Raw genomic sequence first — 12,941 nt, forward strand, 5'->3', positions numbered from 1 at the left:
GAGATGCAATATAAACAGAGAATAATAAAAAACATGAAAAACCGAGCTAAACAATTTGGCCTGAAACTGGTGGAAGCAGCTGATGTGGCTGGGACTGATATTGCTGTGCCATCAACAATTTAATTTAAAGTTTATTGGGAGTAAAAAAAACAAAATGAGATATCGGATTATTTATTCCAGAAACTACAAAACAACTTAACTTGTACAATGAGCATTATAAAAAACTTTTGCTAACAGTTTATCTTATTTTAATCAACAAATTTTTTAGATAGCAGTGTTTGTTTTTTTCATGCTGGGTTGTTCTCCCTTATATTTATAAAGAGCCTTAATTTCGGGTTATACAATAGAGCCGGTTTCAAAACGCCCCATTTTGGCCGATCTTAAGCGTTGGGCTCAAATTTCGCACGAAGTGACACGTAGTGAACATAAGCGCTATCCTCTAAATACTTAATGTATTCCTGTGGTTGAAATTTTTTTCCGCTTTGAGCTTGACAAAACTGAAACGTTTCGAAAGTGGCTCTTAAGGCTGTTTTTATATAATATTTGCGGAAAGGAAATCTTCGAAATACTTTTGGTCTTTATCATGGATTTTGACAATACATATTCCGATTCCTACCGTTTTATTATCATCATCTATTGCACAAAGATCAGACCAGATAATTTTACCGGAAATTTGTACAACCTCATAATCAGGGGGCGTTATTTCTATTGTATATGTTTCGCCCAAATGGAGAGCTTCATCACAGTTTATTGACATGCCCCGGAAACTTATATTATTGATTTCACCCTCAACAACTTTGTTGTTTATTGTAATAGTGGCAGGCCAGTTTACCTCAATCCTCTGATAATGCCTTCTGTCAACCGGGATACTCAATAGTATATCTCCTTTATTAAAGTGCCAAATTGAATAGTCAATGCATATGTTTGTTTCTATATCAGATTCTTATTTTCTTTCAAGACAATTTGAGTACCCTGTCTGAATTTGGATTTTAAATGAACCCAACAATCATAAGTTAATCAAATTAATTTTCAAAAAAAAGATATGCGATCGCCCTGTTTTCGGTCTTGCTATTTATTGCTATTTATATGAAGTTATGCAATTAGAGAAGACCATCCAAATGGTTTGATATGTATCTATTAAGGAGTTTTAATCAGTAATGGAAGAAAAATATCTCCCGGAAATTATAGAAAAAAAGTGGCAGACTAAATGGGATGAATCCGGCCTGTTTAAAGTCTGCGAAGACAAAGATAAAGATAAATATTATCTTCTTGAAATGTTCCCATACCCTTCAGGGAAAATCCATATGGGGCATGTGAGAAATTATACTATAGGCGATGTGGTCGCAAGATATAAAAGGATGAAGGGGTTTAATGTTTTGCACCCCATGGGATGGGATGCCTTTGGAATGCCCGCTGAAAATGCAGCCATAGCAAACAAAACACATCCTGCGGCATGGACTTATCAAAATATCGATTACATGCGTATGCAGTTAAAACGCATGGGCTTTTCGTATGACTGGGACCGGGAAATTGCTACCTGCAACCCCGACTATTACAGATGGGAACAATGGCTTTTCATAAAAATGTTTGAAAGAGGGGATGCCTACAGAAAAGAGTCTTTTGTGAACTGGTGTGATCCCTGCCAGACTGTTCTTGCAAATGAGCAGGTTGAAGCTGGCATGTGCTGGAGATGCGGCAAGCAGGTACGTCAGAAAAAGCTTTGGCAATGGTTTTTTAAAATTACAAAATATGCCGAAGATCTTCTTGTTCATTGTGATATGCTTGCCGGGTGGCCCGAAAAAGTCACTTTGATGCAAAAAAACTGGATAGGAAAAAGTATCGGAGCGCAAATAAGGTTTCCGGTTGAAAATATGGATGAAGTTATTCCGGTTTTTACCACCAGACAGGATACGGTTTTTGGTGCTACATTTATGTGTCTTGCCCCTGAACACCCTCTTGTGACAAAGCTTTCGAAAGGCACGGCAGAAGAAAAGAAAGTATCTGAATTCGTCGAAAGAATTTCTTTGCAGGACAGGTCGGTAAAGGCGATTGAAGGTTATGAAAAAGAAGGTGTTTTTACAGGAGCCTGGTGCATTAACCCCTTAACAGGCAGGAGAATGCCCATATATACTGCAAATTTTGCCCTTATGGAATACGGTACAGGTGCTGTAATGTCTGTTCCGGCACATGATCAGAGGGACTTTGATTTTGCAAAAAAATATGGTCTGGATATTGTGGTTGTTGTTAAACCATGTGACAGTGACCTTGATCCGGCGTTTATGACCGAAGCCTATGTTGATGAAGGAATAATGGTAAACTCCGGGCAATTTAACGGTTTGAATAATAAAAAAGCTCTTGATGAAATTGCTTCTTTTCTTGAACAAAAAGGTATTGGTGAAAAAACAGTCAGTTTCAGACTCAGAGACTGGGGCATTTCAAGACAGCGGTACTGGGGAACTCCTATACCTATGGTTCACTGTAAAACCTGCGGCATTGTACCTGCTGATGAAAAAGATCTTCCAATATTACTTCCTGAAGATGCCGGTCTGCTTGAAGGCGGGCAGTCTCCTCTACCTTTTCTTGATTATTTTAAAAAAACAAAATGCCCAAAATGCGGCAATAAAGATGCAGCAAGGGAAACCGATACTATGGACACCTTTGTTGAATCTTCATGGTATTTTGCGCGCTATTGCAGTCCTAAATTTGAAGATGGCCTTTTTGATAAAACAGCGGTTGATTATTGGATGCCTGTAGATCAGTATATAGGCGGAGTTGAACATGCTATTTTGCATCTTTTGTATTCAAGATATTTTACCCGTGTTTTAAAAGATATAGGTCTTGTGGAATTCAAGGAACCTTTTACGAGACTGTTAACTCAGGGAATGGTGTGCAAAGAGTCTGTAACCTGTCCGGAACATGGCTATTTGTTTCCTGAAGAGGTGATTGGAGAAGCCGATAAACTCATATGTTCAAAATGTGGGAATGAAGTTGCAATAGGGCGGGTTGAGAAAATGTCCAAGTCAAAGAAAAATGTTATCGATCCAAACTTGCTGCTTGAAAGATACGGAGCCGATACAACCAGACTTTTTTGCCTTTTTGCTGCTCCTCCCGAACGCGATCTTGAATGGAGCGAACAGGGAGTTGACGGCGGATACCGGTTTTTGACGCGTGTATGGCGGCTTGTAAATACCTGGGTTGATATAATTAAGCATATAGAACCATTTAACGCAGACCCCGGACTTCTCGAAGGAGATTTAAAGGAACTATACCAGAAGACACATCAGACAATTTCAAAAGTTACAAACGATATTGAAAACAGGTTTCATTTTAACACGGCAATCAGCGGAGTAATGGAACTTGTTAATATGATGTATTCCATGGGAACCATCAAAGTCTCTTCCGAAAAAGCAGGTGTAATCAGGTTCGCTATAGAATCGACTGTTTTATTATTATCACCCATTATTCCTCATTTTTCAGAAGAGCTTTGGGAAGCTCTTGGTTATAAGACAAGCGTATTTCTTGCAAAATGGCCGGTTTACAGAGAAGATGCGCTTTTAAAAGATGAAGTTTTAATTGTTGTTCAGGTTAACGGAAAGCTTAGAGGAAAATTTTCCATAAGTTCCGATGCAAATGATGATGCGATCAAGGAAAAAGCCTTGTCCGATGAAAATGCCATAAAATTTATCGGTAATAAAAAGATAAAAAAAATAATAGTTGTTAAGCAAAAACTTGTTAATATCGTTATATAAATTTAAAGGAGAAACTTTGATAAAAACACGCCTATTGATATTAATTACAGCTATTGCAGGTTTATTTTTTTATAGTTGCGGGTACAAATTTGCCGGAAGCGGTGAATTGCCGGCATCTGTTCAAAAGGTGACAGTTTTAGTTCTTGAGAATAAAACCGCAGAAAGCGGAATTGAAAACATAATTACAAACGATATTATCTACGAGTTCACAAGACATGGTAAAACTGTTGCAAAGAAAGATGAAGCGGACGCATTCTTATACGGAACTGTAGAAACTGCAAGCGATGTGGCGATTTCACGCAGCAGTACCATAACTTCTCTTGAAAGACGGGTTGTAGTTGTTATCAGTTTAAAACTAAAAAGCAAAGACGGCAATATTATCTGGACAGGCTCAAATATTTCAGATGACCAGGCATTTACCGTGTTATCTGACAAGCTTGCTACTGAAAATGAAATGCGTAAGGCAATTGAGATTCTTTCAAAAAGACTTGCAGAAAAAGTATACAATAAGCTAACGGATAATTTTTAGATTATATGAATTTTAAGCAGGTTATGCATGCCAACAAAATATTTAAATATAAAGAGCCGGTTTCAAAACGTTTCAGTTTGGTCAAGCTCAAGGCGGGCGAAAATTTTAACCGCAGGAATACATAGCGTATTTCGAGGCTTAAAATTTGAGCCCAACGCAGAGATCGGCCAAAATGGGGCGTTTTGTAATTGGCTCTAAAGCCATTGTCTTAAGGCCGAAGGCAAATAAGTCACAGCCTGGGAAAAAATAGTATTGTTTGGTTTTATTTGAAACGGCGGGAGAGACAAGACTTTTTCCCGCCGAACATTTTTTTTACGAAGGGATAAGTTTTGACAGGCGGGATATTTTACGGGCGGCGGTTCTTTTATGTATCACACCTTTTTTTGCCGCTTTATCGATAATAGACTTTGCGGTGTTCAGTTCTTTTGATAAAGATTCTTTGTTTTCATTATTGCTTGCAGTTGCTCTGATATCTTTTACGACATTTTTTATTCTTGTTTTTGTAGATTTATTGCGCAAGCGTCTGATTTCATCTTGCCGTACACGTTTTAAAGCAGATTTATGATTGGCCAAATTTATGACTCCTTTTGTTAGTTTTTTTTAGAGCGCATTTTATACAAAATGAGCTATTATCTGTCAAGTAATATTAACTTAAATATAGATGATTTTGCAATATGTTTATACATTTTAATCAAGATAATCCAAAATATATTATATTTATTGCAATAACACCTTATTTAAAAATCAAATTTAATTTTATAACTTTGATAAGTTAGATGAGGATATTTATGCCTGGGGCGGAAAAAATCCGGGTAACAAAAGCAGCCGTGCTTGTGGGTGGAGCAACACTGCTTAGTCGTATACTTGGTTTCGTACGAGATATTGTAATTGCATGGTTTTTTGGTGCGGGGCTATATTCAGATGCATTTCTTGTTGCTTTCAGAATACCAAACCTATTTCGGCGGCTTTTTGCCGAAGGTTCTTTGAGCATTGCTTTCATACCTGTTTTTGCAGACTATCTTGTTAAAGAAGGAAAAGAGGAAGCCAACAATCTTGCCGGATCGGCAGTGCGTCTTTTATCTGCTATCCTCATTGTTATTACAGTATTAGGGATTATATTTTCACCTTTGGTTGTCAGGCTTATTGCACCTGGGTTTGCCGATTTCACCGAAAAATTCGCACTTACCGTATCTCTTACCCGTATAATGTTTCCATACGTTTATTTAATATGCCTTTTAGGACTTTTTATGGGTATTTTAAATGTGCTGGGACATTTTGCAGCTCCGGCTTTTGCACCTTCCATATTAAATATTTCAATGATAACAGCTGTCTTATTTGTTTCTCCTTTTACAGGTGAACCGATAAAAGTGCTTGCCGCCGGGGTGGTTGCCGGAGGGGTTTTGCAGCTTTTGATTCAAGTCCCTTTTCTTATAAAAAATGGCATATATTTCCGGAGAAAAGTAAAAATATTTCATCCCGGCCTCAAAAAGGTCGGAATTCTTATGCTGCCTGCAATATTCGGTGGTGCCGTTTACCAGATAAATATGTTTGTCAGTACTCTGCTGGCATCATTTTTGCCCGAAGGAAGTATTTCATATTTGTATTATGCTGACCGTCTTGTTCAGTTTCCTTTAGGGCTTTTTGCAATTTCCGTCGCTACGGCAATATTTCCGGCTCTTTCCAGACAAGCTTCTGAAAATGATATGAATGCTCTCAAAGAAACCTTTGACTATTCTATCAGAATGGTAATGTTTATTACATTTCCCTGTATGATCGGCCTTATTGTATTAAGAGAACCCATTGTAGTTCTGCTTTTTAAAAGAGGAGAATTTGATATTCAAACCGCCAAAATGACTGCTCAGGCTCTGTTATACTATAGTATCGGATTATGGGCCTTTGCATCAGTAAAAATTACGGTTCCGGTTTTTTATGCATTAAAAGATACAAAAACTCCGGTAATAGCAGCATTAATATCTTTTCTGGCAAATATTGCCTTAAGTCTTTTACTGATGAAACCTCTCAAGCATGGAGGACTTGCGCTGGCAAACTCGCTATCCGCGATGTTGAATATTATACTTCTTCTCCGGGCACTTAATATTAAAATCGGTTATTTGGAGTGGGGTGGCAAGTTGATTGAGTCAGCCTTAAAGGCTGCCGCTTGTTCACTTCTTATGGGGGGAGCTGTCTGGTATATGAGCTCTTTAGTTATAACATATGAAAATATTTCTTTCGGTGTTTTGCTATTAAGTGTATCCTGTTGTTTGTTAGCCGGCATAGTTTTATATGGCTTTTTATCATATTTAGCAAAAAGTTCTGAGATTAAAAGCCTCATGGCTTTGCCCGGAAGGAGCATGAATAAAGTTGAGTAGAAAGCATAAAATATTACTGGGTATAGGAATAGGGGTTGTTTTTTCATTGTTTTTGCTGATAATTTTTGGAAACAATGCCATGCTTGAATTAAACCAGCTTAAAGAAGAGCGGGATAACATTATTGAGAGAAATAAAGAACTGGCTCTGAATAATAATTCAATGTATAATGAAATTAAGCGCCTGAAGGATGACCCTGAATATATTGAAAATATAGCAAGGCGGGAATTAGGTATGATAAAAAAAAATGAAATTATATTACAATTTAAGGATAAAAAAGAAGTCGCCATTGAAAAATAAAAACAAAAATTTCCTATATGATATCAACTTACATATAATAATAATTTTGAAAGAAGATAATAATGGCTGATGACAATACTTTTAATACTGTTACTATGGCCGGCATATATACCAAACAAGGCTTGTACGATAAAGCAGCCGCAATTTATAATAAATTATTGGAACAGAACCCGGATAGAGATGATCTTGTTGAGGCCCTTTCCGAACTCGATAACATGAGGGCAGAGGTTAATAATGATTTCAAAAAACGACTTATTCCGTTATTCAGAGAATGGTTTGACCTCATGTTATGCAATAACAGAATAAAATTATTAGAAAGGCTTAAGAATAGTCGAAAACCTTAAAATAATGAGTGACGCTTCCAGTAATATAGCTGCATAAGGATTTTATATGGAGTATGATTCAAACGAAATAAGCAATCAATCGTTTTTTCTTAAAGGGCAGTTTCTTTTTGCTATGCCTGATATGGCAGACCCGAATTTTTCTAAAACGGTAACCTGTATTTCCGAACATACGCAGGAAGGTGCTTTAGGTATAGTAATAAACAGAATAAGTTCTTCTATCACCGCAAAAGATATTTTCGATGAGCTTAAAATAGAATACATTACAGGTGCGGAACTAATCCCTGTTTATATTGGCGGTCCTGTTAATACTGGCGAGATATTTATTCTTCACTGTCAGCCTTTTGAGTCGGAAAGCTGTTTTATGATCACACCATTTCTTGGCATGAGCAATACAATGGACATGATTACTGCTATTGCTAATGGTAAAGGGCCCGAGTCTTATATTATTGCTCTCGGATGTGCTGGGTGGGGCCCCGGACAACTTGAATATGAAATAAAGGAAAACGCATGGCTGACCTGTAGCGTGTCTGAGGATATTCTTTTCAATACCGCAGTTGACGCCAGGTGGGATAAGACAGCAGAAAAAATGGGAATAAACCCAGCGCTGCTTTCAGTTACGGCAGGTCATGCTTGATTTGGTTTAATTTGGAAAACATAACAGGACAAGGATGATATAGATGAAAAAACCTATCTTTATACTATTTGCATTTATTATTACTGCATGTGTTTTATTGTCTGCCGGGTTTGTTTTGAATGTATCGGCACAAGGGCCAAGTGTTGATGTGCATATTTCTCTTCCTCCTCCGCCGCGTATATTTATAAAACCACCTGAAATACTTGTAATCCCCGGGTCACCTGTTGTTGTTGCTCCCCATCCTGAAGTAGATATTTTCTTTTATGGTGATTACTGGTGGTCTCCCCGCGGGGATCGTTGGTACCGTTCAAACAAGTACGATGGCCCCTGGAAAGAAATGAAACACCGCTATGTTCCTGAATATGTGCGTGGCGTTCCAAGAAATTATCGCTCAGTCTATAAGCATGAACATCGTATGCCATACGGACAGTGGAAAAAGCAAAGAAAACATTGGAAAAAAGAGAACTACAAAACAAAAAAAGAAGTCAAAGCGAAAGATTATAGAAAAGAAACCAAGCATAAAGAACGAAAAAATGAAACAAGAGAAGAAAGACCGGAAGATAGAAGAGAAGATGGGCATGGCCGTGGGCACGGCAAGAAATAGAATTAACCCGAATATATAAAGCATATGTCGCTTTCCGATTCTAATATATCCGGGAAAAGTTTTAAAAAAAACAATTCGATTGACTCCGGCTCAAAACGCTATGCATTTTTTGTTGCAGCCGGGATTTTTATCAGCCGGATTGCAGGACTTATCCGCGATCGCATATTCGCACATTACTTTGGCAATTCTGATGCTGCAGATGCCTTCAAAGCCGCTTTCCGCATTCCAAATTTTCTTCAAAACCTGTTTGGAGAAGGGGTGCTTTCAGCCTCTTTCATTCCTGTTTATGCCAAATTGCTGGCACATGGGGATGATGAAGAGGCTAAAAGTGTGGCCGGAGCCATAGCATCCCTTTTGGCCCTGACTGTTTCGATTCTGGTATTGGCCGGTATTTTAGCAACACCATATTTAATTGATTTAATAGCACCGGGTTTTTCCGGCGCCAAACGGGAACTGACCATCCACCTGGTACGTATATTATTTCCAGGTGCAGGACTTCTGGTTTTTTCTGCATGGTGCTTGGGAATCTTAAACAGTCATCGCCGTTTTTTCCTTTCCTATACTGCTCCGGTTATCTGGAATGCAACGTTAATTGTGACTATGCTTTATTTCGGCAACCAATATTCACAATACCCGCTTGCTCAAATTCTGGCATGGGGATCAGTGCTTGGAAGCGGTTTGCAGGTGTGTGTACAGCTTCCTGTTGTATTAAAACTGCTTCGCGGATTTCGCCTTTCTTTTAATTATCATGCAAAAAATGTTAAAACGGTTGTGTTCAATTTCTTTCCTGTTTTTTTTGGACGGGGTGTTGTGCAGATCAGCGCATATGTTGATGCTCTTTTGGCAAGCCTGCTTCCCACAGGTGCTGTTTCGGCGCTTGGCTATGCGCAAACAATATATACACTTCCGGTGAGTCTTTTCGGGATGGCGGTTTCGGCTGCAGAGCTGCCGCTGATGTCCGGTGCAATCGGTAATGATGGGGAAGTTGCGGATATTTTGCGGGCAAGGCTTGATTCCGGTCTTCATCAGATAGCCTTTTTCGTTTTGCCTTCTGCGGTTGCTTTTCTGTTTATAGGAGATGTTATTGTGGCTGCTATCTACCAGACCGGGCAATTTGCAAGAACTGATGTAATTTATGTTTGGGGAATTCTTGCAGGTGCGGCTTTGGGTTTGCCGGCTTCAACTTTTGGACGGCTTTATTCATCGACATATTACGCTTTGCGCGATACAAAAACGCCGCTGCGCTATGCAATTGTGCACGTTGTCATAGCCACGGTTTTAGGCTATTTATGTGCAGTTCCGCTGCCGCCAGCTATTGGAATTGAACCGCGTTGGGGTGTTGTAGGGCTTACTCTTTCTGCCGGGATAGCTGCCTGGGTTGAATTTGTACTTTTGCGCCGAAGTCTTAACCGCCGTATAGGTCGCACCGGTCTTAAAGTATCCTATCTTATAAAACTCTGTATTGCAGCGCTTGCAGCCGCAGCAATTGGTTGCTGGCTACGAAATTATTTTACTCACCAATCTCCCATTATACTTGCTGTTTTGGTTCTACTCCCCTTTGCAATTGTCTATCTTAGTATATCCTGGGCTTTCGGTCTGGCTGATGCTCGTACATTTATAAAGCGTTTCTTTAAGGTGTAATAGTTTGTATATATTACACATCATTGCTGTTCATACGCCAGAGTTAACACAGCGCTAAGTCTTTTGGCGTTTACATCTCTGGGTGTTATCTGATGAGATGAAGGCATTTTCAGGTGACGGATTTCCATTTTCTATATCCAGTAATCTAACTTCTTCAAGCAGACTAATCGCATATTTTATTATAGCAAGTGCGGTTTTATTTACGGCCGTGATCGTCATCTATAATGGTTTTCAATAAGTTGTTTTATTTAAATAATATACATCGTAATAACAAATCATTAAATGGCTTAAGAGTATAAAAAGAGGCCCTCCTATCAGATTCCGTTTCATAAAAGATATGCAATGGCTATGGAATTGCTGGAAACATGCCTTGACTTTAGGTATATTTTACCTGATAAGAAATTTGTAAAGGGTGGCTTAAAGATATTACATTTTTAATTATTTATTGCTGGAGATTACCTTCCCATGAATTCTATATTGAAATATTGCATAATATTAGGAAGCTTACTTATTTTTTTCCCTGTATTTGTTCAGGCCGAAACGCTGTTTTCCGATAATAAATCTCAAACAGATATTTTACGCACCGAGAATGCCGAATTGAAAGCCGAAATTACAACTCTAAAACGTGAGTTGGCTGACAGTAAATATCTTCATGCTCTTTCGAAAAGGACTTTAAAACAATTTAAAGATACTTCCGCCGAATATACCGAACTTGAAGCAAAATACAATGAAACTGCTGAAAATTTAACCAAACAAAATAAAAAAGTTGGTGTGCTTGAAGATGAGGTGGCTAATCTTTTGCGACAAAAAAATATTATGTGGTTTTTTAGTGGAGTTGGTGTTTTTTTATTAGGTTTTTTAATAGGATATAGCGCCAGGCGTGAAAAAAGAAAATCATTATTGTAAAAGCTTTTTGGGGTTTTAGTTTGGCATAAGAGCCAGTTTCAAAACGTCCCATTTTGGCCGATCTCTGCGTTGGGCTCAAATTTCAATCCTCGAAATACTAAATGTATTCCTGTGGTTGAAATTTTCTCCCGCCTTGAGCTTGACCAAACTGAAATGTTTTGAAAGTGGCTCATAACAATATATAAATACAAGAAAGTTAGACTTTTGGATATTAAAACAGATTATTTAATTATCGGAAGCGGAGTTGCCGGGCTTACTTTTGCGCTAAAAGTAGCTGACTATAAAACTGTTGCCATTGTAACAAAAAAAGAAATTATGGATAGCAACTCAGCGCTTGCTCAAGGTGGAATAGCGTCAGTATTCGGTACGCTCGATTCTTTCGACCTTCACATTCAGGATACCCTTGATTCAGGAGATGGCCTTTGCAACGGAGAGGTTGTTGAAATGGTCATAAAAAACGGGCCTGAACGGATATGCGAGTTAATTGACCTTGGGGTTCAGTTTAATCTCAACAATAAAGGGGCTTCCGAAAACATAGCAACTGAACTTGATCTTGGCCGCGAAGGCGGGCATTCACAAAAACGTATTGTGCATGCAAAAGATATGACGGGTATAGAGATAGAAAGAGTTTTAGTTGAACATGTTAAAAACCATAAGAATATAACTCTGTTTGAAGATCATATTGCAATTGATCTTGTCACATGTTCAACACGCATGAAAAGAGGCCTTGTTACAACAACCCACGAAGATTATTGTTGCGGAGCCTATGTTCTTGACACAAAAAAGAATAAAGTTAAAACTTTTTCCTCAAAAAAAACTGTTCTTGCTACCGGCGGAACAGGAAAGGTTTACCTCTATACCAGTAATCCTGATGTCGCAACCGGTGATGGAATTGCTATGGCATACAGGGCAGGTGCAACTCTTGCTAATCTTGAATTCGTTCAATTTCATCCAACCTGTCTTTATCATCCTGATGCCAAAAATTTTCTTATTTCAGAAGCCGTAAGAGGCGAGGGAGGAATTTTGCTAAATTCTTCGGGTATGCCTTTTATGCAAAAATACAGTCCATTAAAAGATCTTGCCTGTAGAGATGTGGTAGCGCGCGCAATAGACACGGAACTGAAAAAAAGTGGGGAAGACTCGGTATTTCTTGATATATCCCATAAAAGTTCAGGATTTGTAAAAGATCGCTTTCCTAATCTTTATGAAAAATGTCTGATGTTCGGAATTGATATGACCGCTGAACCTATTCCTGTTGTTCCGGCAGCCCATTACATGTGCGGAGGTGTTGTAACTGATATGTTCGGAAGAACCGATATTCACAACCTGTATGCGATTGGCGAAACGGCTTGCACCGGGCTTCATGGCGCAAACAGGCTTGCCAGCAATTCTTTGCTTGAAGCACTTGTATATGCACAAGCAGCCGCAGGAGAGTCTTTAAAAGTAATCAATTCGCCCGATTTTAAAACTTTTCCTGACAGCCCTGAATGGGATGAAGTTGGTACAACAGATAGTGATGAACTTATCATGGTTACACAAAACTGGGATGAAATCAGAAGATGCATGTGGAATTATGTAGGAATAGTGCGTTCAGATAAACGCCTTGCCAGAGCAAAGAGACGCATAGAAATTATTCAAAATGAAATCAGTGAATACTACTGGAATTTTAAAATCAGTGCAGATCTTGTAGAACTTAGAAATATTGCGACTGTAGCCGAGCTTATAATAAAGTGCGCCATGCACAGAAAAGAAAGCCGGGGTCTTCACTATACCCTGGAATATCCGGATCGTGATGATTCGAGATGGCAGAAAGATACCATCATCAGACGTCAATTTCTGAATTAATTCCTATTAATCCGGAATCCAA

The 12,941-nt window shown here is 38.6% G+C and carries 12 protein-coding genes; 10 read left to right on the plus strand and 2 right to left on the minus strand.

Annotated elements, in window-relative coordinates; all coding sequences use genetic code 11:
- Positions 1 to 532: 532 nt before the first annotated feature.
- Positions 533 to 874 (minus strand): PilZ domain-containing protein, encoded by a 342-nt coding sequence (locus KKC46_04795; GenBank protein MBU1053134.1) that lies wholly within the window; start codon positions 872 to 874, stop codon positions 533 to 535.
- 283 nt (positions 875 to 1,157) lie between these two features.
- Here KKC46_04795 and leuS point away from each other — a divergent pair, with 283 nt between their 5' ends.
- Together leuS and KKC46_04805 are read left to right on the plus strand one after the other, a co-directional pair.
- The gene (leuS, locus tag KKC46_04800; protein ID MBU1053135.1) at positions 1,158 to 3,749 is read left to right on the plus strand and encodes a leucine--tRNA ligase; all 2,592 of its coding nucleotides are present in this window, start codon (positions 1,158 to 1,160) and stop codon (positions 3,747 to 3,749) included.
- 16 nt (positions 3,750 to 3,765) lie between these two features.
- Entirely contained in the window at positions 3,766 to 4,278 is a 513-nt protein-coding gene (locus KKC46_04805; GenBank protein MBU1053136.1) for a hypothetical protein, read from the plus strand.
- A gap of 312 nt (positions 4,279 to 4,590) precedes the next feature.
- On the opposite strand, the gene rpsT is transcribed toward KKC46_04805, so the two are convergent.
- Positions 4,591 to 4,851 carry a 30S ribosomal protein S20 gene (gene rpsT, locus KKC46_04810; GenBank protein ID MBU1053137.1) on the minus strand — a complete coding sequence of 87 codons (261 nt, stop codon included), beginning with the start codon at positions 4,849 to 4,851 and terminating at the stop codon, positions 4,591 to 4,593.
- Between the two features lie 215 nt (positions 4,852 to 5,066).
- On the opposite strand from rpsT, the gene murJ (KKC46_04815) reads away from it, so the two are divergent.
- The 8 genes from murJ (KKC46_04815) to nadB all read left to right on the plus strand — a co-directional run bounded on the left by murJ (KKC46_04815) (position 5,067) and on the right by nadB (position 12,919).
- Positions 5,067 to 6,647 carry a murein biosynthesis integral membrane protein MurJ gene (murJ, locus tag KKC46_04815; GenBank protein ID MBU1053138.1) on the plus strand — a complete coding sequence of 527 codons (1,581 nt, stop codon included), beginning with the start codon at positions 5,067 to 5,069 and terminating at the stop codon, positions 6,645 to 6,647.
- A 79-nt stretch (positions 6,648 to 6,726) separates the two neighbouring features.
- Positions 6,727 to 6,945 carry a septum formation initiator family protein gene (locus KKC46_04820; protein ID MBU1053139.1) on the plus strand — a complete coding sequence of 73 codons (219 nt, stop codon included), beginning with the start codon at positions 6,727 to 6,729 and terminating at the stop codon, positions 6,943 to 6,945.
- A 62-nt stretch (positions 6,946 to 7,007) separates the two neighbouring features.
- The gene (locus KKC46_04825) at positions 7,008 to 7,289 is read left to right on the plus strand and encodes a hypothetical protein (GenBank protein ID MBU1053140.1); all 282 of its coding nucleotides are present in this window, start codon (positions 7,008 to 7,010) and stop codon (positions 7,287 to 7,289) included.
- 46 nt (positions 7,290 to 7,335) lie between these two features.
- Positions 7,336 to 7,923 (plus strand): YqgE/AlgH family protein, encoded by a 588-nt coding sequence (locus KKC46_04830; GenBank protein ID MBU1053141.1) that lies wholly within the window; start codon positions 7,336 to 7,338, stop codon positions 7,921 to 7,923.
- Between the two features lie 43 nt (positions 7,924 to 7,966).
- Positions 7,967 to 8,527 carry a hypothetical protein gene (locus KKC46_04835; GenBank protein ID MBU1053142.1) on the plus strand — a complete coding sequence of 187 codons (561 nt, stop codon included), beginning with the start codon at positions 7,967 to 7,969 and terminating at the stop codon, positions 8,525 to 8,527.
- Between the two features lie 24 nt (positions 8,528 to 8,551).
- A complete protein-coding gene (gene murJ / locus KKC46_04840) occupies positions 8,552 to 10,168 on the plus strand; it encodes a murein biosynthesis integral membrane protein MurJ (protein ID MBU1053143.1) in 1,617 nt (538 codons plus the stop codon).
- 465 nt (positions 10,169 to 10,633) lie between these two features.
- Positions 10,634 to 11,074, plus strand: a complete 441-nt coding sequence (locus KKC46_04845; GenBank protein ID MBU1053144.1) for a hypothetical protein — start codon at positions 10,634 to 10,636, stop codon at positions 11,072 to 11,074.
- A gap of 204 nt (positions 11,075 to 11,278) precedes the next feature.
- On the plus strand, positions 11,279 to 12,919 hold the full coding sequence (nadB, locus tag KKC46_04850; protein ID MBU1053145.1) for an L-aspartate oxidase: 1,641 nt from the start codon (positions 11,279 to 11,281) through the stop codon (positions 12,917 to 12,919).
- Positions 12,920 to 12,941 lie beyond the last annotated feature (22 nt).

The sequence above is a fragment of the Pseudomonadota bacterium genome, from assembly GCA_018817425.1.
GTDB lineage: Bacteria > Desulfobacterota > Desulfobacteria > Desulfobacterales > RPRI01 > RPRI01.

What these genes read in the sequence shown, in the direction of transcription:
- KKC46_04835 (MBU1053142.1), top strand. Translation starts at nt 7,967, where the DNA reads ATGAAAAAACCTATCTTTATACTATTTGCATTTATTATTACTGCATGT.
- KKC46_04830 (MBU1053141.1), top strand. Translation starts at nt 7,336, where the DNA reads ATGGAGTATGATTCAAACGAAATAAGCAATCAATCGTTTTTTCTTAAA.
- murJ (MBU1053143.1), top strand. Translation starts at nt 8,552, where the DNA reads ATGTCGCTTTCCGATTCTAATATATCCGGGAAAAGTTTTAAAAAAAAC.
- KKC46_04825 (MBU1053140.1), top strand. Translation starts at nt 7,008, where the DNA reads ATGGCTGATGACAATACTTTTAATACTGTTACTATGGCCGGCATATAT.
- KKC46_04820 (MBU1053139.1), top strand. Translation starts at nt 6,727, where the DNA reads ATGCTTGAATTAAACCAGCTTAAAGAAGAGCGGGATAACATTATTGAG.
- leuS (MBU1053135.1), top strand. Translation starts at nt 1,158, where the DNA reads ATGGAAGAAAAATATCTCCCGGAAATTATAGAAAAAAAGTGGCAGACT.
- KKC46_04845 (MBU1053144.1), top strand. Translation starts at nt 10,634, where the DNA reads ATGAATTCTATATTGAAATATTGCATAATATTAGGAAGCTTACTTATT.
- murJ (MBU1053138.1), top strand. Translation starts at nt 5,067, where the DNA reads ATGCCTGGGGCGGAAAAAATCCGGGTAACAAAAGCAGCCGTGCTTGTG.